Source organism: Rhizobium sp. C4 (assembly GCF_021026315.1).
Taxonomy (GTDB): Bacteria; Pseudomonadota; Alphaproteobacteria; order Rhizobiales; family Rhizobiaceae; genus Ensifer_A.
The window spans coordinates 1-18,089 of the sequence record NZ_JAJNCX010000019.1 but is presented as its reverse complement, the minus strand read 5'-3'; the positions used below and the strand labels follow the sequence as shown (position 1 = coordinate 18,089).

Sequence of the window (18,089 nt, the reverse complement as noted above, 5' to 3'; positions counted from 1 at the left end):
CGCTCTCCTTACTTCTTCTTCGGCAGCCCGGGCAGGCCCGGAAGCCCGCCGAGACCCGGCAATTTCGCGCCGCCGAGACCGGGAAGACCGCTCGGCAATCCGCCCGGAAGACCGCCCATGCCCTTGGTGAGGCCCGAGGCTTCCGCCTGCTTGGCCAGTGCTTCCAGCTGCTTGGGGTCCATGCTGGAGAGGTCGGGCATGCCGCCGCCCATCATGCCGCCCAGACCCATCTTGTTGGCCAGCCCGCCCATCATCTGCTTCATCATGCCGCCCTTCTTGCCGCCCATCATTTTCATCATGTCGGCCATCTGGCGGTGCATTCTCAGGAGCTTGTTGATGTCGGAGGCGTCCGTGCCGGAGCCGGCCGCAATGCGCTTCTTGCGGCTATGCTTGAGGATATCGGGGTTGGCGCGCTCGGCCTTGGTCATCGAGGAGATGATGGCGAGCTGGCGCTTGAAAATATTGTCATTCAGGCCGGCTGCGGCCATCTTGTCCTTCATGCCGGACATGCCGGGCATCATCCCCATGATGCCGCCCATGCCGCCGAGCTTTTCCATCTGGCGGATCTGGTCGGCCATGTCGTTCAGGTCGAACTTGCCCTTGGCCATGCGGGCAGCCATGGCGGCGGCCTTTTCGGCGTCGATGTTTTCGGCGGCGCGCTCGACCAGCGAGACGATGTCGCCCATGCCCAAGATTCGGTCGGCGATACGGCGGGGATGGAACTCGTCGAGTTCATCCATTTTTTCGCCGACGCCGATCAGCTTGACCGGCTTGCCGGTGACGGCGCGCATCGAAAGCGCTGCACCACCACGGCCATCGCCGTCCATGCGGGTCAGCACGAGGCCGGTAATGCCGACGCGCTCATCGAAATTGCGGGCGAGGTTGACGGCGTCCTGACCGGTCAGCGCATCGGCGACCAGCAGGATTTCATGCGGGGCCGACTTCTTCTTGATGTCGGCCATTTCCACCATCAACGGCTCGTCGATGTGGGTACGGCCGGCGGTGTCGAGGATGACGACGTCATGGCCGCCGAGCTTGGCAGCCTGTACGGCGCGGGCGGCGATATCGACCGGCGACTGGCCTTCAATGATCGGCAGCGTGTCGACGCCCGTCTGGACGCCGAGCTGGCGCAGCTGTTCCTGTGCTGCCGGGCGGCGCGTGTCGAGCGAGGCCATCAGGACCTTCTTGCGCTCGCGCGTCGTCAGCCGCTTGGCGATCTTGGCCGAGGTCGTGGTCTTGCCCGAGCCCTGGAGACCGACCATCATGATGACGACCGGGGCGGCGGCGTTAAGGCTGATGCCTTCGCCGTCCGTGCCCAGCATGTCGACCAGTTCGTCATGGACGATCTTGACGACCATCTGGCCGGGCTTGATCGACTTCAGGATTTCCGCGCCAACGGCCTTTTCGCGGACGCGATCGGTAAAGGCGCGAACGACTTCGAGCGCCACGTCTGCTTCCAGAAGCGCACGGCGCACCTCGCGCAGCGCTGCGGAAACGTCCGTCTCCGAAAGCGCGCCACGTCCGGTCAGCCCATTCAGAATGGAGCCAAGACGTTCCTGGAGGTTTTCAAACATCGTTTCGTCCTTTTCGTTTCGGGTGTCCGAAACGTCGGTATTGTCCAACTTAAATGCAAGCCCAAAGCAGTTTGGCATCCGGGGGCGCACAGCGCTGCCGGATGTTGACCTCCGGGATCGAAGTCCCGGTCAGTGGCTCAAGCTTGCCTTGAGACGGATTTTGCGGGGCTTTAACAGCAAAGGTGGCGGAAAGTCAAGGCTTGGCGGGCGTTGCCGGGGTTTCGGTGTCGGCCCGCCATTGTCCGGATTGAATATTCCAACTATATTCGAGGAATATTCATCAGTCTCAAGGCTGCGTCCATGTCCCTCTATATCCGCGATCCGAGCGTCGATGCGCTCGCCACCGAATTGCAGCATCGCATGGGTGCGAAGACGAAGACGGAAGCCGTGCGTGTGGCGCTGGAGAAGGCCTTGGCTGCGGCGCCCGAGCCGCTGAGCCTTGCGGAGCGCATCAGGCCGATCCAGGATTCGATCAAGGCCATGATGGGTCCGCACAAGGCCGAGTTTGACGAAAAGGCCTTCATGGATGAGGGGTGGGAGGTCTGATGTTCCTGGACGCGTCCGCAGTCGTGGCCGTCCTGACGGATGAACCCGATGCATCCAGGCTGGCTGCTGTGCTGGCGAAAGCCGAAAGGCCGGTCTTCTACACATCGCTCGTCGTTTACGAGGCGGTTGTCAGCATCGCGAAGAAAGTGACGATATCTCGTTTCGGTGATCACCAGCCGACCCCGCCGGACATCTTTGACGCAGTTGAGCGCCGGGTGGAGGCCTTCTTTGCCGAAGTCGACGCCGTCGAAATGCCGCTTGAGGCCGGGCTTCACAAGCTTGCGCTTGATGCCGCGCGTCGCTATGGGCGCGGGACAGGGCATCCGGCGCGGCTGAATTTCGGCGACTGCTTTTCCTATGCCTCGGCCAAACGCGCGGATGTGCCGCTTCTCTTCACCGGGGCGGATTTCTCGCAGACGGATATTGCGGCTGCCTGATCGGTTCAGCTGGCCAGCGAGGCGTGGCGGACCTGCGGTTCGGCGGTTGTCTTGATGATTGCGCGCAACGTTGCGACGCGGCGTCCGCCGACCTCATCGCCGGAACCGAAGCTTGCGACGATATCGTCATGCGGCACCGGCCTGCCGAGCAGATAGCCCTGCATCGCGTCGCATCCTTCCTGACGCAGGATTTCCAGCTGGCTGCGGGTCTCGACACCTTCGGCCAGCACCGGAACATCCATGCTCTTGCCGATGGCGAGCACGGCGCGGATGATGGCGCGCGCCTGCGGGCTTTCCTCGATCTGGTTCATGAAGGAACGATCGAGCTTGATCTTGTTGAAGGGGAATGTTCTCAGGGTTTCGAGCGATGAATAACCCGTGCCGAAGTCGTCGAGCGCGATCGTCACGCCGAGCGCCTTGACCTGCAGGAGAAGCGACAATGTGCGCTCGCGGTTCTCGATGATCGACGATTCCGTCAGTTCCAGCTCCAACCGGTTTGGTGCCAGTCCCGTCTCTTCCAGCACCATGCGGACCATGGCGGGCAGCTTGGGGTCGCTGAGCTGGATGGGCGAGAGGTTCACGGCGATGCGCAGGTCGTTCGGCCATCTGGAGGCCTGTTCGCAGGCGGTCTGCAGGACCCATCGGCCGATATCCATGATCAGGCCGCTTTCTTCGGCGATCGGAATGAAATCGACGGGAGAAACCATGCCGCGGACCGGATGGCGCCAGCGCAGCAGGACCTCGAAGCCGATGACCTCTTCGGTGTCGACCGCATTCTGCACCTGATAGAACAATTCGAGTTCGCCATTGGCCAGCGCGTTTTTCAGATCGGCCGCGAGCGCCTTGCGCTGGCGCACGACTTCATCCATGCAGGAATCATAGAAGCAGATCGACGTGATCGGGCTTGCCTTGGCGCGATACATGGCAAGATCCGCGCGGCTCACCAGTTCCTGCGCGTCCGGCGCATCGGCGGGATAGAAGGCCGCGCCGAGGCTCACGCCGATGCTGACTTCCGTTCCGTCGCCAAGCGTGATCGGGCGGACAAGCGCATTCTTGATCTGCATCATGTCTTCGAAGACGAGCTTGTCATTCATGCAGCGGCAGATCACGGCAAATTCGTCGCCGCCAAGCCGGGCAACAAACAGTCGATCGGACTTGAGCGACGCCAGGCGCTCGCCGACCTCTCCCAGCACGGCGTCGCCGGCTGCGTGGCCCCGCAGGTCGTTGATCTCCTTGAAGCGGTCGAGATCCATCCCGATGCAGGCGAAGCCTTCGCCGGTCCTGTTGCTGTGATCGATGGCGGCCAGAAGCTTGTCGGTGAAGTTCGGCCGATTGGGCAGCCCGGTCAGACTGTCGTAGAGCGCCATCCGACACAGTTTGCGATCGGAATCGCTGCGCATGCGATGGTCGATGACAAAGGATGTGAGACCGGTGCCGGCGATGACCAGACAGGCGAGGGCAATCGCCATGGCCATGGCGAGATACGAGCCCTGTTCCACGCTCATTCCGCGAAGGACAAGCGGCGTAACCGTCATGGCGGCCATGCCGGTGAAGTGCAGTCCGATGATGCCAAGCGCGAATATGCCTGCGGCCTTTTCAGGCCGTGCCGTCGTGCGCTCTCGCTTCATCAGTTCCAGTGCCAGGATCGAGGCGGCGATGCTGACGATCACGGAGGCGATGACGAATGTCCGGCTCCAGTTGACCAGACCTTCTATGTGATAGGCGTTCATGCCAGCGTAGTGCATGGCGGCGATGCCGAGACCTACAAGCGTGCCGCCCGCCGCCGCGCTAAAAGGGATCGGCAGGCTTGTGGCGGCCATGCCGACAAAAATGCTGCCGATGGCGATCAGCAGCGAGACGATTGTCAGCACGGGATCGAAGCTAACCGGCGCGCCGGTCTTGAAGGCGAGTATGGCGATGAAATGCGTTGACCAGACGGAGGAGCCGGCCGCGGTGGCCGCCAGGAAATTCCATCCCAGCGTGATCAGACCGCGATCCCTGAGCCCGCGATCGAAAAGACGGAACGAGAGCCAGCTGCCGAGTATGCAAATGATGGCGGCAAGCACGACCAGTTTGAGATCATGCTCTACCGCAATGCATAAAATTACATCCAGCATATAAATACACTCGCTACATTGAGAGCGGATTCATCGCATCAAGAGCTTAAGATTTTCTGATTCCCCTTATAAAGCAGGGGTTTAATCCTTAAGTTGTGGGCTTAGGGAGGCGGAAGGGACTGCACGCAACCAACAGGCCCCCCATTGCGTTATGCGGATGTGCGTCGAACGATAGGCAAGACTGCAGTATGACATTCAAGGCAACTGGAAATCCCTATTACAAAGGCCCCGTGTCCGATCATTTCGATGGAAAGCGGTTCTTCAATCCCGATGGTGTCGAGCCAGGCGGTTTTTCCAAGGTGTTGCAATGGCGGTTTCGTGAGAAGCCCCAGCCGTGGCCACCTGCGGTTGCCTCGCCGTTCCCGCAGGCGAAGCCTCTGGCACGCATTGCGGGAAACAGGCTCCGCGTGACGATGGTCGGCCATGCGTCCATGCTGATCCAGACGAACGGCTTTTCCATCCTCACCGATCCGGTCTGGTCGGAACGCGTCAGTCCCTTCAGCTTCGCAGGGCCGCGCCGGGCAAACGATCCGGGCATCCGCTTCGAGGACCTGCCGCCGATCGATGTCGTCATCGTTTCGCATAATCACTACGACCATCTCGATATCGCGACGCTGAAACGTCTGGTGCGCATCCATAACCCGCTGATCGTCACGCCGCTTGGCAATGACACGATCATCCGTCGCGCGATCCCGCATGCAAGGTTTGAAGTCATGGACTGGGGCGACCGTTTCGATTTCGGCCACGGTCTCGTCTTTCATTGCGAGCCCGCGCATCACTGGTCGGCGCGCGGCGTCAATGACCGCCGTTTCGCGCTCTGGGCGGCCTTCGTCATCGAGACGCCGGGCGGACTGATCTATCACATCGGCGATACCGGCTTTCATGATGGCGTGAATTACCGCGCGGCGGGCGAGAAATACGGGCGCTTCCGCCTCGCCATACTGCCGATCGGGGCCTACGAGCCGCGCTGGTTCATGAAGGCGCAGCACCAGAACCCGGAAGAGGCGGTTGAGGGGATGAGGCTTTGCAACGCCGCCTATGCGGCCGGGCATCACTGGTTCACCTTCCAGCTCACCAACGAGAATATCTATCATCCCGAACGGGAGCTGCATGCGGCCCTGCATGCCGCCGGTATCTCGCCGGAACGCTTTCCGGCGCTCCAGCCGGGCGCCGTTTTCGATGTGCCGCAGGTGTGATAGGCTGGACCTCTGGAAATTCCCCGCTTTTTCGGCCATATAGGCAGGAAATGAGCAATGCCGTTACGGCCGAAAAGAAAGCGATATCATGTCTGAACGCGCCCCCTTTGCGAAGATGAACGGGCTTGGCAACAAGATCCTTGTCATCGACATGCGCGGCCGCAGGGACAAGGTGACGCCGCAGGCGGCGATCGCGCTCGCTGCCGATCCGGCGACCAAGTTCGATCAGATCATGGCGGTCTACGATCCGAAGCTGGATGGCACGGACGCCTATATCGACATTCTCAATTGCGATGGCACCAGAGCGCAGGCCTGTGGCAATGGCACGCGCTGCGTGGTGCAGGCGCTGGCCGCCGAGACCGGCAAGCATGCCTTCACCTTCCAGACGATTGCCGGCATTCTCAATGCTCAGGAGCATGAGAACGGGCTGATCTCGGTCGACATGGGCGAGCCGGTCTTCGACTGGGACCGTATTCCGCTCGCTGAAGAGTTTCACGACACGAGCCGCATCGAGCTGCAGATCGGGCCGATCGACAATCCGGTGCTGCATTCGCCCTCCGTCATGTCGATGGGCAATCCGCATGCGATCTTCTGGGTCGACAACGATGTCTGGTCCTACGATCTGGAAAAGTTCGGCCCGCTTCTGGAAAATCACCCGATCTTCCCCGAGCGCTGCAACATCACCATCGCGCAGGTCACATCGCCGACCTCGATGACGACGCGGACCTGGGAACGCGGCGCGGGTCTGACGCTCGCCTGCGGGTCGGCTGCCTGTTCGGCGGCCGTCAGTGGTGCGCGCACGGGCCGCACGGGCCGCAAGGTGACGATCAATGTTGCGAGTTCCATTCCGCCTGGCTCGCTCGAGCTCGAATGGCGGCTCGACAATCACGTCGTCATGACCGGCCCGGCCACCTGGGAATGGTCCGGCACGGTTGATCCGGCAACGGGCGAATGGCAGGCCGACGAGGCGGTTGCGGTTTGAGCGGCCCGGATTCGACAGTCGCTTCGACGGGCGTCGAGGTCATCACCTTCGGCTGCCGTCTCAATACCTACGAATCCGAAGTCATGAAGGCGCAGGCGGCTGAAGCCGGCCTCACCGACGCCATTCTCGTCAATACCTGCGCCGTGACGGCTGAGGCCGTGCGCCAGGCCCGCCAGGCGATCCGCCGCGCGCGGCGCGAAAACCCGTCCACCCGCATCGTCGTCACCGGCTGCGCCGCACAGGTTGCCGCCCATGATTTCGCCGCCATGCCGGAAGTGGATGCGGTGATCGGCAATGACGACAAACTGAAAGCCGAGGCTTACCGATCGCTGCCGGATTTCGGCGTTTCAGCTGCGGAAAAGGCCCGCGTCAACGACATCATGAGCGTGACCGAGACCGCGCCGCAAATGGTGCGGCTGATCGACGGTCATGTGCGCGCCTTCGTGCAGGTGCAGAACGGCTGCGACCATCGCTGCACCTTCTGCATCATTCCCTATGGTCGCGGCAATTCGCGTTCCGTGCCGATGGGCGCGGTGGTGGATCAGGTGCGCGAGCTTGCGGCGTCCGGCTATGCCGAAGTGGTGCTGACCGGCGTGGACGCGACCTCCTATGGGGCCGATCTGCCGGGCGCGCCGACGCTGGGCTTGCTGGCCAAGACGATCCTCAAGCAGGTGCCGGAGATCCGCCGGCTCAGGCTTTCCTCCATCGATTCCATCGAGGCCGACCGACATCTGATGGACCTGATTGCGGACGAGCCGCGCTTCATGCCGCATCTGCATCTGTCGCTTCAGCATGGTGACGACCTGATCCTGAAGCGGATGAAGCGGCGGCACGCCCGCGCCGATGCGCTGGCCTTTTGCGCCGAGGCGCGGAGGCTTCGGCCCGACATGGCCTTCGGGGCGGATATCATTGCCGGCTTTCCGACCGAGACGGAGGAGGCCTTCGAAAATTCCTTGCGGCTGGCGCAGGAGATCGGCATTGCGCATCTGCATGTCTTCCCCTTCAGCCCGCGCGAGGGCACGCCTGCCGCGCGGATGCCGCAGCTGGATCGCGGGCTCGTCAAGGCCCGTGCCGCCCGCCTTCGCGAGGTTGGCGAAGGCCTGGCGCAGGCCCATCTTGCTGCCATGACCGGCACGCGCCAGATCGTACTTGCCGAACGCGGCGGCATGGCGCATACGGAAAACTTCACGAGTGTGCGGACGCCTGAACTTGACCCCGGAACCTTTGCCGAGATCAGGATTTCCGGTCACGACGGCAAGCATCTGACGCATGACGCAATCGCCGCCAGCGCGGCCTGAACGAGACGGACGAGAAATGGCGCTCGGTTTCATCAAGAAAGTCTTCTCCTTCGGCAAGAAGGACGACGAGGCGACCAAGCCCTCCGAGGTTGTCGAGACGCAGGCCGCTGCGCCCGCCGTTCAGCCAATCTCCCCCCTTGAGGGGGAGATGTCGGCAAAGCCGACAGAGGGGGGTGCCCCAACCGCCGACGCCCCCGCCGAGGCCCATGACGTCGATCTCACCAAGGAAGAGGCCATTGAGCGTACCGAATGGGACGCCGGTCTGCCTGACCCGGAGCCCGCAGCGGGCGTTTCGGACGAAACGGCGCAAGAATTTGCCGCCGAGCACGCGCCTTCGCCGGAGCCGGTCCACGTCACCGATGTCGATCACGAACAGGCCGAGGCCCTGGCCGACTGGGATGCCGGCGTGCCGGAACCCGAGCCCGAAGCCCCGACGCCCCTCTCCCCCCTTGAGGGGGAGATGTCGGCGCAGCCGACAGAGGGGGATGCTCCGGACGAAGCCGTTTCTGATGAAGCGCCGTCCGAAACCGCACCCCTCGCTGAACCGTCGCCGCATCATCGCCTCGCGGAGCCCGAAACGTCTGTTAGTGTGGAAGACGCGGTGGCTCCCGTGCCAGCCCTTCCCAAGGGCTTCGCCTCTGCGTCTGACCGCAAGGTTGAGCCTGCCGCACCCGCACCGCAGGTCAAGCAATCCTGGTTCCAGCGGCTGAAGGCTGGCCTTTTCCGCACGTCCTCGCAGCTCACCCAGCAGATTTCTTCGCTCTTCACCAAGCGCAAGCTGGATGACGATACGCTTGAGGAGCTGGAAGAGTTGCTCATCCGCGCCGATCTGGGCGTCGAAACGGCGATGCGCGTCACGGGCGCCCTGTCTGCCGAGCGCTATGGCCGCGACGTGACCGGCGAGGATGTGAGCCGCATCATGGCGGGCGAAATCGAGAAGGTTCTGGCGCCCGTTGCCAAGCCGCTTGAACTCGACCTCAATCACAAGCCGCATGTCATTCTCGTCGTTGGCGTCAATGGCACGGGCAAGACGACGACGATCGGCAAGCTCGCCGCCAAGCTCTCCGGCGCGGGGCTGAAGGTGATGCTCGCGGCCGGCGATACGTTCCGCGCGGCGGCCATCGAGCAGCTGAAGATCTGGGCCGGGCGCACCGGTTCCGAATTCATCGGCACGCAACTCGGCGCAGACGCGGCCGGTCTTGCCTATGACGCCTATAAAAAAGCCATAGAAAAGAAGTCCGACGTGCTGATCATCGACACGGCCGGGCGCTTGCAGAACAAGACGGAGCTGATGGCCGAGCTTGAGAAGATCGTGCGCGTTCTCGGCAAGCTCGATCCGGATGCGCCGCATACGGTCCTGCAGACACTGGATGCGACGACCGGGCAGAACGCCCTGCAACAGGTGGAAATCTTCCGCAATGTCGCGGGCGTTTCAGGCCTCGTCATGACCAAGCTCGACGGCACGGCGCGCGGCGGCATTCTGGTGGCCATTGCCGCCAAGCACAAGCTGCCGGTCTATTTCATCGGCGTGGGCGAGGGGATCGACGATCTCGAACCCTTCGAGGCGAAGGATTTCGCCAGCGCCATCGCAGGCATTGCCTGAACCATTTACACGAAGGATCATCGTCAATGACTGACGAAAGCCTGAACCCGAAATCTGCCGCCATCGCCGTACCGCGCGAGAATGTCGGCCTGAAACTGGCGCTGGAACTCGGGCCGATCCTTGTCTTCTTCTTCGCCAATCTGCGCGGCGAATGGCTGGTGAAGCATTTCCCGGTGCTGGAAAAGCTCGGCGGTCCGCTGTTCGTGGCCACCGCCTTCTTCATGGTCGCGACGGTTCTCTCGCTCATCGTGTCCAAGATCGTGGTGAAGCATCTGCCGCTCATGCCCTTCGTGTCGGGCGCGGTGGTGCTCGTCTTCGGCGGGCTCGGCATCTATTTGCAGAACGAGCTTTTCATCAAGATGAAGCCGACGATCATCAATGCGCTCTTTGGCGCGGTGCTCTTGGGCGGGCTCTTCTTCGGCAAGTCGCTGCTCGGCTATGTCTTCAACGCGGCCTTCCGGCTGGATGACGAGGGCTGGCGCAAGCTCACCTTCCGCTGGGGCCTGTTCTTCCTGTTTCTCGCTGTGCTGAATGAAGTCGTCTGGCGCAATTTCTCCGACGACGCCTGGATCACCTTCAAGGTCTGGGGCACGATGCCCATCACCATCCTCTTCACCATGTCGCAAATGCCGCTCATCATGAAGCATTCGCTGGAGGATGAGGGGGAGACGAAAAGAGATTCGTGAATCTTCGACGGACTCCGTATGGACTTTTTGTCAAGCGAAAACTGTATTTCTTATTGCAACCTTTAGGGGTTTTGGCTATGGTGGTTTTGGGTCTGACCCACGAGATCGCCTTTGCGGTCGCCATAAAGCTCCGGCGGAAACGTCAGGAGCTTTTTGCGTCTTTATGGCTTCCGATGAACCTGTTCAAAGCAGCTATATTTCGATGCCAACATAGGCCAGTCGTCTTTTTCGATGTGACATTCAATTAGTTTTCCGTCTTCCATCAGCCGCTTATAAGGACGATTGCTCGCATGATAACCGCCCATGCAAATGGGCCATAGAAAGAGGTCAGCTAGCTGAGCCATAGGCGATGTCTTGTATTTCAGCTGAAATTCGTAAAGGGATGCGCTCAACTCAACGCTTGTCAGTGGCGCATATTTTCCGGAGCTATCTTTTGCAAATGGCATTCCGGAAGTCTTGAGTTCATCGTAGTAAGCTTTCAGCAAACTGTCTTCAGGCTTGTTGCATCGTTCCGGATGCACCCGAAGCTTCAAGTCCTTGCTTCTCGCAAATTTTACGGCCCGTTCGACAACAACGGTGAATGCAGTCTTGCAAAGCTGCCATGGGCGCTTCTGATACATTTCCAAATAGCGGGCATTGTAGCCTGGCCGGTCAATTGTGCATGCAATGCCTATGACCGGCGCTCTGCGCATAAGATCGTAGAGATCCTCATAAAACTGCGTTTTCTCTCCCGCATCCAACTGCCGTAGCCAGTCGAAATTGCGATTCTGAGATCTGATTTCTGATGAATGAAGTGGTGCCTTGACGTCCCATTTCTTGCAGAAGTCGCGGTGATCGTTTCTGGCTACTTCTTCTTCGTCGCTGCGAACAAGTATGCCGCCCAATGCGAACCAATCGTATCCATGGTCAGCCCTCTTTCCGGGGTCGCGTGTCGGATGTCGTGTCCCGGAGTCATCAAGGTAAAGATTCAGCGTTGTGGGCATAAGCGGCCAGATCAATTGTTGACGCTTACGCTTATAAACACAAGTCTCATCTACCGGAAGTAGTGGCGTAATGTCTTGGCCGCCTAATTGGGGGGCATTCTGACCTAACTCTTACCCGCCAGCGCCTTCTCGACCGCCGGCATCAGCTCTTTCTCGATGCTGGCCGGATCAAACGGGCCGACCCTCTTGAAGACGATCTTGCCATTCGCATCGACCAGATAGCTTTCCGGGATGCCGTAGACGCCCCAATCTATGGCCGCAGCGCCGTTCGGGTCTGTGCCGATGGCGGCGAAGGGGTTGCCGAAATCGCCGAGGAAGGCAAGCGCGTTGTCGGTCTTGTCCTTGTAGTTGATGCCGACGACGTTGATGCGCGGGTCCTTGGAGATCGCCATGATTTCCGGCGCCTCGTCGCGGCAGGGAATGCACCACGAGGCCCAGACGTTGACGAGCGTCAGCTTGCCCTTCACGGCGGCATCGATCAGCGCCGGGCGCTTGGAGCCTTCGAGCGCATTGAGGTTCAGCGACGGGGCCTGACGGCCGATCAGGGCGGAGGGGAGTGTCGCCGGATTGCCGCCGGCGGTCAGCTGCTTCCAGAAGATGCCGGCCAGTGCCAGAAAGGTGACGATGGGCAGGAAGGCGATGATGACGCCGAGGCGCGAGAGCTTCGGGCGGACGGGCTCTTCCGTGTTCTGGTCTGTCATGCGTCGCTTGTCTTTCCTGTGACCGTCTGGTCTGCCGCGGCGGTCCGTGCCGAGCGGCGGCGTATGCCGGCCTCGTCCAGCCGTTTCAATTCGCGCTGCCGGCTGCGGCTGTCGATGTAGACCCAGCCGATGATGATGACCATGGCGACAGCCGTGATCGCGTAGGATGCCAGCACATAGCCTTCGTTATGGGCGAGTTCCATGAGCTTAGCCCTCCTGACCGGCTGCTGCCGAACGGGCAGCGATGCGGCGCATGGCGGCGACGCGGCGGCGCCAGATCTCGGTGCGCATCGCCATCATATGCAGCGTGAAGAAGAGCATGGTGAAGGCAATGGCCATGACGAGAAGCGGGCGCAGGAATTCGCTGTCGATGGCAGGGCCCCCCATGCGCACGACGGAGGCCGGCTGGTGCAGCGTGTTGAACCAGTCGACCGAGAACTTGATGATCGGGATATTGACGAAGCCGATCAGGATCATGACGGCCGAAACACGGGCTGCGCGCGACGGGTCGTCCATGGCGCGGTTGAAGGCGATCAGGCCGAGATACATGAGAAAGAGGATGAAGACGGAGGTGAGCCGCGCATCCCAGACCCACCATGTGCCCCACATCGGCTTGCCCCAGAGCGAGCCGGTGACGAGGGCGACAAAGGTGAAGGCAGCGCCGAGCGGTGCCGCGACGCGGGCCGAAACGTCGGCCAGCGGATGGCGCCAGACCAGCGTGCCGACGGCGGAGACCGCCATGATCGTGTAGCACATCATCGAGAGCCACGCGGCCGGCACATGGATATACATGATGCGGACGGTTTCGCCCTGCTGGTAGTCGCTCTCGGTGGTGAAACAGAGCCACAGGCCGACGGCGAAGAGGAGCGCGGTCACGCCCGCCAGCCAGGGAATGAGCTTTCCTGCCAGCGCAATGAACTTGGCCGGGTTGGCGAGGTCGGAAAACCTGGTGATGGCGAGGCTCTGATCTGTCATGGCGCCCTTTTACCGTCTGGCCCGGCAAGCTGCAATTGATCTTGGTCAACTCAAGAAGTTTTGATCAGTCGGAAGAGGCCCGAAGCGCCAGTGCTGCGGCCAGCGGCCCGATCACGGCGAAGATCAGGGTGAGCGCGATGAGATAGAGGAAGGGCGGCAGGAAGGGCGAGGGGTCCTGCGTCGCCGCATAGGCCGCGCCCGCGCCGAAGATCAGCACCGGGATGGTCAGCGGCAGGACGAGGATCGAGACCAGCAGCCCGCCGCGCGGCAGCGAGACGGCGACCGCCGCCCCGGCCGCGCCGATGAAGGTGATCGCCGGCGTGCCGACCAGCAGCGTCAGCGCGGTGGCGCCGACCGACAGCGCATCCATGTTCATGAAGAGCGCCAGGAGCGGCGAGGCGATGACAAGCGGCAGGCTGTGCGACAGCCAATGCGCCAGACATTTGACGAAGACCGTCAGCACCAGCGGCGTTTCCTGCATCAGCATGAGATCCAGCGACCCGTCCTCGCGATCGGCCTGAAACAGCCGGTCGAGGCCTAGAAGGGAGGCGAGCAGCGCGCCGATCCAGAGGATGGGCGGGCCGATGCGGGACAGGAGGTTCAAATCCGGCCCGACGCCAAAGGGGATTACGGCGACGACGGCCATGAAGAAGAGCACGCCGATCATGGCGCCGCCGCCGGCGCGGATGGAGAGGCGGAGATCGCGGAGGAGGAGGGCCATCATGGGCGGGGGCTCGCGTAGTTGTGGGTGGGGCACCCCCCTCTGCCCTGCCGGGCATCTCCCCCGCAAGGGGGGAGATTGGCTGTGGCGCCGCCGTGCCTGCCTGCGTCATCCTCGGGCTTGTCCCGAGGATCTGCTGTGAGGGCCGCGTGTTTCGGCATCCCCGCGTGTGTGATGATGTGGTCAGATCCTCGGGACAGGCCCGAGGATGACGGTCTTATCTGGAGCCTATTCCCCATACTCAAACCCCTTCATCACCAGCGCCTTCACGTTATCGATCCCCAGCGGTTGATGCGTTGCCGCGATCAGCATGCCGCCTTCGGCCAGATGGGTCTGGCACAATCCGGCAAACATCGCATCCGCCTTCACATCCAGCGCGGCCGTCGGCTCGTCCAAAATCCACACTGGGCGCTTGGCCACGAGGAGTTTGGCAAACGCCATGCGGCGTTGCTGGCCGGCGGAGAGGTAGCCGAAGGGGAGGTGGGTGAGGCCGGAGAGGCCGACCGATTCGGCGGCCTCGTCGATATGCATGCCGGGAGCGGCGCCCTCCTTGGTCATGAAGGCGGCCCAGAAGGAGAGATTTTCCTCCACCGTCAGTTCGCGTTTCATGGCGTTGCGGTGGCCGAGATAGTGGCAGGCCTCGCGGGCGGGGCGGTCTTCCGCGCCGTCGGCGAATCGCACCGTGCCCTCCTCCTGCGGCAAAAGACCGGCGAGCACGCGCAGAAGCGTCGACTTGCCCGAGCCGTTCGGACCCGTCACGACCAACGCCTCGCCGTCTTGCAACGTGAAGGAAATGTCGCGGAAAAGGAGGTCTTCGCCCCGCCTTGCCGAAAGCGCCTGCGCCTCGAACCGCATATCCCACCGCCCCAACTGCAAGTGCTTCACCGCACTGCAAAAAAATTACACGCTTGGACCTTTGCAGGTCTGGAACCTTCTTTAGAAAACATCTATAACGCCCGCAACACGCCAGCGGCCGGCGTGATCATTATCCTTGCGCCGAACGTGAATTCTTGAGGAAGATATTCTCGTGCGGACAGCGGAAATGGCCGTACCCGCATCCCATTTGCGCGAATTTCAAGCGCTCGGGCGTCCGCACGTCAAATTTGGCGAACAGACGAAACGGGGTTCTATCCGTGGCTACATCTATTGACAGTTTCAAATGCCGCTCGACGCTTACCGTCAACGGCAAGGACTATGTCTATTACAGCCTTCCCACCGCCGAGAAGAACGGTCTCGCCGGCATTTCCAAGCTGCCCTATTCGATGAAGGTGGTTCTGGAAAACCTGCTGCGCAACGAAGACGGCCGCTCCGTCACCAAGGCCGATATCGAAGCCTGCGCCGCCTGGCTCGTCAACAAGGGCAAGGTCGAGGCTGAAATCGCCTATCGCCCGGCCCGCGTTCTCATGCAGGACTTCACCGGCGTTCCCGCCGTCGTCGACCTTGCCGCCATGCGTGATGGCATCAAGGCGCTCGGTGGCGATCCGGAAAAGATCAACCCGCTCGTTCCCGTCGACCTGGTCATTGACCACTCGGTCATCGTCGACGAATTCGGCACGGCGCGCGCTTTCGCCCGCAACGTGGAACTGGAATATGAGCGCAACGAAGAGCGCTACAAGTTCCTCAAGTGGGGCCAGCAGGCGTTCAAGAACTTCCGCGTCGTTCCGCCCGGCACCGGCATCTGTCACCAGGTGAACCTTGAATATCTCGGCCAGACGGTCTGGACCAAGGAAGAAGACGGCGAAACCATCGCCTATCCCGACACCTGCGTCGGCACGGACAGCCACACCACCATGATCAACGGTCTCGGCGTTCTCGGCTGGGGCGTTGGTGGTATCGAAGCTGAAGCTGCCATGCTCGGCCAGCCGGTTTCCATGCTGCTGCCGGAAGTCATCGGCTTCAAGCTGACCGGCAAGCTCAAGGAAGGCGTGACCGCGACCGACCTCGTGCTCACCGTCGTGCAGATGCTGCGCAAGAAGGGCGTTGTCTCCAAGTTCGTTGAATTCTTCGGCCCCGGCCTCGACGCCATGTCGCTCGCCGACCGTGCGACGATCGGCAACATGGGTCCGGAATATGGCGCGACCTGCGGCTTCTTCCCGGTTGACGGCGAAACCATCAACTACCTGACCATGTCCGGCCGCGACACCGACCGTATCGCGCTCGTCGAAGCCTATTCCAAGGCGCAGGACATGTGGCGCGTTGGCGACGGTTCCGACCTCGTCTTCACCGACACTCTTGAGCTTGATCTCGGCGACGTCGTGCCCTCCATGGCCGGCCCGAAGCGTCCGGAAGGCCGCCTGCCGCTCGAAACGATCGCGCCGAACTTCGCTGCCGCGCTCGAAAACGACTACAAGAAGCCCGGCCAGCTTTCCAACCGTTACGCGGTTGAAGGCACGGATTACGATCTCGGCCATGGCGACGTGGCGATTGCCGCCATCACGTCCTGCACCAACACGTCCAACCCGTCCGTGCTGATCGCCGCCGGCCTGCTCGCCCGCAACGCGGTCGCCAAGGGCCTGAAGACGAAGCCGTGGGTGAAGACCTCGCTGGCCCCTGGGTCTCAGGTTGTTGCTGAATACCTCAACAATTCGGGCCTCCAGAAGGATCTCGATGCGCTGGGCTTCAACCTCGTCGGCTTCGGCTGCACGACCTGCATCGGCAATTCCGGCCCGCTGCCGGCGCCGATCTCCAAGACGATCAACGACAAGGGCCTGATTGCCGCCGGCGTTCTTTCCGGCAACCGCAACTTCGAAGGCCGCGTGTCGCCCGACGTGCAGGCGAACTACCTTGCTTCGCCGCCGCTCGTCGTCGCCTATGCTCTGGCTGGTTCGGTCCAGAAGGACCTCACCAAGGAGCCGATCGGCGAAGGCAAGGATGGCCCGGTTTACCTGAAGGACATCTGGCCTTCGACGAAGGAAATCCAGGAATACATCATGAAATACGTGACCCGCGAAATCTACGCGGCCAAGTATGCGGATGTGTTCAAGGGCGACGCCAACTGGCAGGCCGTTCAGGCGCCGACCGGGCAGACCTATGCCTGGGACGACAACTCGACCTATGTCCAGAACCCGCCTTACTTCGTCGGCATGGGCATGAAGCTCGGCGGCATTTCCGACATCAAGGGCGCCCGCGTTCTGGGTCTCTTCGGCGACAAGATCACCACCGACCATATCTCGCCGGCCGGCTCCATCAAGGCGGCTTCGCCGGCTGGTGCCTACCTCACGGGTCATGGCGTGGCCGTTGCCGACTTCAACCAGTACGGCACGCGTCGCGGCAACCATGAGGTCATGATGCGCGGCACGTTCGCCAATATCCGCATCCGCAACCACATGCTCGGCCCGAACGGCAAGGAAGGTGGCTACACCATCCACTATCCGTCCAAGGAAGAGATGTCGATCTACGATGCGGCCATGCAGTACAAGGCCGAGGGCGTTCCGCTCGTCATCTTCGCCGGTGTCGAATATGGCAACGGCTCGTCGCGTGACTGGGCTGCCAAGGGCACCAACCTGCTCGGCGTCAAGGCCGTGATCGCCCAGTCGTTCGAGCGTATCCACCGCTCCAACCTCGTCGGCATGGGCATCGTGCCCTTCGTCTTCGAGGACGGCACGACCTGGGAAACACTTGGCCTCAAGGGCGACGAACTCGTCACCATCGAGGGCCTGGCCGACGTCAAGCCGCGCGAAAAGAAGATCGCCAAGGTTACCTATGGCGACGGCACGGTGAAGGACATCCCGATCATCTGCCGCATCGATACGCTCGACGAAGTCACCTACATGAACAACGGCGGCATCCTTCAGACGGTGCTGCGCCAGTTGGCTGCGTGATGCCTGTCCTCTCCCCTTGTGGGAGAGGATAGCCTGCTCCAAGAGCCGTTAGGCGATTGGCGAAGCAGGCTTGGTGAGGGGGACGACCTTACGAATACGAACCGCCGGATGAGAGATCGTCCGGCGGTTTTTTGTTGATTTGCGCTTACCTCTTGTTTCCGTCATCCCGGACTTGATCCGGGATCCAGCCAGCCCGCGTCTGCGGGCTGAAAGGACTCATTTAAGGGAGTGCTTCGTGAATGGAGTTTCCCGCGCGATGGACATCGCGCACTGGATGCCGGATCAGGTCCGGCATGACGGAGGCTGGAGACGCTACGTGACAAGCCCCCCCTCTCTTGCGATTTCTGATGTTTAGCCTTCGGCTAAGCCATCGAAATCGCTTTCTCCCCCACAAGTGGGGAGATTGGAGGATGACGCGACCGCTTGCTTCCATCTCCCCCTTGGTGGGG

The 18,089-nt window shown here is 61.8% G+C and carries 16 protein-coding genes; 8 read left to right on the top strand and 8 right to left on the bottom strand.

The annotated features are described in order from the left end of the window. Positions 1–8: 8 nt before the first annotated feature. Complete coding sequence (ffh, locus tag LQK84_RS22875; protein ID WP_230831113.1) at positions 9–1,574, bottom strand: signal recognition particle protein; 1,566 nt, start codon at positions 1,572–1,574, stop codon at positions 9–11. Positions 1,575–1,874: 300 nt separating this feature from the next. Between ffh and LQK84_RS22870 the strand changes: the two genes are divergently transcribed. Together LQK84_RS22870 and LQK84_RS22865 are read left to right on the top strand one after the other, a co-directional pair. After that, on the top strand, positions 1,875–2,120 hold the full coding sequence (locus LQK84_RS22870) for a type II toxin-antitoxin system VapB family antitoxin (RefSeq protein ID WP_230831112.1): 246 nt from the start codon (positions 1,875–1,877) through the stop codon (positions 2,118–2,120). Continuing rightward, complete coding sequence (locus LQK84_RS22865; RefSeq protein ID WP_230831111.1) at positions 2,120–2,557, top strand: type II toxin-antitoxin system VapC family toxin; 438 nt, start codon at positions 2,120–2,122, stop codon at positions 2,555–2,557. Before LQK84_RS22870 ends, LQK84_RS22865 begins: the two co-directional genes overlap by 1 nt. A 5-nt stretch (positions 2,558–2,562) precedes the next feature. On the opposite strand, the gene LQK84_RS22860 is transcribed toward LQK84_RS22865, so the two are convergent. Beyond that, positions 2,563–4,674, bottom strand: a complete 2,112-nt coding sequence (locus tag LQK84_RS22860) for a putative bifunctional diguanylate cyclase/phosphodiesterase (RefSeq protein ID WP_230831110.1) — start codon at positions 4,672–4,674, stop codon at positions 2,563–2,565. A gap of 188 nt (positions 4,675–4,862) precedes the next feature. Here LQK84_RS22860 and LQK84_RS22855 point away from each other — a divergent pair, with 188 nt between their 5' ends. From LQK84_RS22855 to LQK84_RS22835, 5 genes are all read left to right on the top strand, one after another. Next, positions 4,863–5,870, top strand: coding sequence for an MBL fold metallo-hydrolase (locus LQK84_RS22855; RefSeq protein ID WP_230831109.1), 1,008 nt, complete (start codon positions 4,863–4,865; stop codon positions 5,868–5,870). 88 nt (positions 5,871–5,958) lie between these two features. Beyond that, positions 5,959–6,852: a diaminopimelate epimerase gene (gene dapF / locus LQK84_RS22850; RefSeq protein ID WP_230831108.1), complete on the top strand. Its 894-nt coding sequence runs from the start codon at positions 5,959–5,961 to the stop codon at positions 6,850–6,852. Then, positions 6,822–8,150, top strand: coding sequence for a tRNA (N(6)-L-threonylcarbamoyladenosine(37)-C(2))-methylthiotransferase MtaB (gene mtaB / locus LQK84_RS22845; protein WP_442967007.1), 1,329 nt, complete (start codon positions 6,822–6,824; stop codon positions 8,148–8,150). Before dapF ends, mtaB begins: the two co-directional genes overlap by 31 nt. 16 nt (positions 8,151–8,166) lie before the next feature. Continuing rightward, complete coding sequence (gene ftsY / locus LQK84_RS22840) at positions 8,167–9,753, top strand: signal recognition particle-docking protein FtsY (RefSeq protein WP_230831107.1); 1,587 nt, start codon at positions 8,167–8,169, stop codon at positions 9,751–9,753. A gap of 26 nt (positions 9,754–9,779) precedes the next feature. Next, positions 9,780–10,439, top strand: coding sequence for a septation protein A (locus LQK84_RS22835; protein ID WP_230831106.1), 660 nt, complete (start codon positions 9,780–9,782; stop codon positions 10,437–10,439). A 161-nt stretch (positions 10,440–10,600) separates the two neighbouring features. On the opposite strand, the gene LQK84_RS22830 is transcribed toward LQK84_RS22835, so the two are convergent. The 6 genes from LQK84_RS22830 to ccmA form a co-directional block, all read right to left on the bottom strand. Continuing rightward, a complete protein-coding gene (locus LQK84_RS22830) occupies positions 10,601–11,422 on the bottom strand; it encodes a DUF3800 domain-containing protein (RefSeq protein WP_230831105.1) in 822 nt (273 codons plus the stop codon). Between the two features lie 104 nt (positions 11,423–11,526). Continuing rightward, the gene (locus LQK84_RS22825) at positions 11,527–12,123 is read right to left on the bottom strand and encodes a DsbE family thiol:disulfide interchange protein (RefSeq protein ID WP_230831104.1); all 597 of its coding nucleotides are present in this window, start codon (positions 12,121–12,123) and stop codon (positions 11,527–11,529) included. Further along, entirely contained in the window at positions 12,120–12,326 is a 207-nt protein-coding gene (gene ccmD, locus LQK84_RS22820; protein ID WP_230831103.1) for a heme exporter protein CcmD, read from the bottom strand. Before ccmD ends, LQK84_RS22825 begins: the two co-directional genes overlap by 4 nt. A 4-nt stretch (positions 12,327–12,330) precedes the next feature. Further along, positions 12,331–13,098 carry a heme ABC transporter permease gene (locus tag LQK84_RS22815; protein WP_230831102.1) on the bottom strand — a complete coding sequence of 256 codons (768 nt, stop codon included), beginning with the start codon at positions 13,096–13,098 and terminating at the stop codon, positions 12,331–12,333. A gap of 64 nt (positions 13,099–13,162) precedes the next feature. Next, positions 13,163–13,822 carry a heme exporter protein CcmB gene (gene ccmB / locus LQK84_RS22810; protein ID WP_230831101.1) on the bottom strand — a complete coding sequence of 220 codons (660 nt, stop codon included), beginning with the start codon at positions 13,820–13,822 and terminating at the stop codon, positions 13,163–13,165. A gap of 225 nt (positions 13,823–14,047) precedes the next feature. Then, positions 14,048–14,674, bottom strand: a complete 627-nt coding sequence (gene ccmA, locus LQK84_RS22805) for a heme ABC exporter ATP-binding protein CcmA (protein ID WP_230831100.1) — start codon at positions 14,672–14,674, stop codon at positions 14,048–14,050. Between the two features lie 278 nt (positions 14,675–14,952). Between ccmA and acnA the strand changes: the two genes are divergently transcribed. Continuing rightward, positions 14,953–17,640 carry an aconitate hydratase AcnA gene (acnA, locus tag LQK84_RS22800; protein WP_230831099.1) on the top strand — a complete coding sequence of 896 codons (2,688 nt, stop codon included), beginning with the start codon at positions 14,953–14,955 and terminating at the stop codon, positions 17,638–17,640. Positions 17,641–18,089: the final 449 nt, after the last annotated feature.

What these genes read in the sequence shown, in the direction of transcription:
- LQK84_RS22825 (WP_230831104.1), bottom strand. Translation starts at nt 12,123, where the DNA reads ATGACAGACCAGAACACGGAAGAGCCCGTCCGCCCGAAGCTCTCGCGC.
- LQK84_RS22815 (WP_230831102.1), bottom strand. Translation starts at nt 13,098, where the DNA reads ATGACAGATCAGAGCCTCGCCATCACCAGGTTTTCCGACCTCGCCAAC.
- LQK84_RS22855 (WP_230831109.1), top strand. Translation starts at nt 4,863, where the DNA reads ATGACATTCAAGGCAACTGGAAATCCCTATTACAAAGGCCCCGTGTCC.
- LQK84_RS22865 (WP_230831111.1), top strand. Translation starts at nt 2,120, where the DNA reads ATGTTCCTGGACGCGTCCGCAGTCGTGGCCGTCCTGACGGATGAACCC.
- LQK84_RS22860 (WP_230831110.1), bottom strand. Translation starts at nt 4,674, where the DNA reads ATGCTGGATGTAATTTTATGCATTGCGGTAGAGCATGATCTCAAACTG.
- LQK84_RS22835 (WP_230831106.1), top strand. Translation starts at nt 9,780, where the DNA reads ATGACTGACGAAAGCCTGAACCCGAAATCTGCCGCCATCGCCGTACCG.
- ccmD (WP_230831103.1), bottom strand. Translation starts at nt 12,326, where the DNA reads ATGGAACTCGCCCATAACGAAGGCTATGTGCTGGCATCCTACGCGATC.
- LQK84_RS22830 (WP_230831105.1), bottom strand. Translation starts at nt 11,422, where the DNA reads ATGCCCACAACGCTGAATCTTTACCTTGATGACTCCGGGACACGACAT.
- ccmB (WP_230831101.1), bottom strand. Translation starts at nt 13,822, where the DNA reads ATGATGGCCCTCCTCCTCCGCGATCTCCGCCTCTCCATCCGCGCCGGC.
- dapF (WP_230831108.1), top strand. Translation starts at nt 5,959, where the DNA reads ATGTCTGAACGCGCCCCCTTTGCGAAGATGAACGGGCTTGGCAACAAG.
- ftsY (WP_230831107.1), top strand. Translation starts at nt 8,167, where the DNA reads ATGGCGCTCGGTTTCATCAAGAAAGTCTTCTCCTTCGGCAAGAAGGAC.
- mtaB (WP_442967007.1), top strand. Translation starts at nt 6,822, where the DNA reads ATGGCAGGCCGACGAGGCGGTTGCGGTTTGAGCGGCCCGGATTCGACA.
- ffh (WP_230831113.1), bottom strand. Translation starts at nt 1,574, where the DNA reads ATGTTTGAAAACCTCCAGGAACGTCTTGGCTCCATTCTGAATGGGCTG.
- LQK84_RS22870 (WP_230831112.1), top strand. Translation starts at nt 1,875, where the DNA reads ATGTCCCTCTATATCCGCGATCCGAGCGTCGATGCGCTCGCCACCGAA.
- ccmA (WP_230831100.1), bottom strand. Translation starts at nt 14,674, where the DNA reads ATGCGGTTCGAGGCGCAGGCGCTTTCGGCAAGGCGGGGCGAAGACCTC.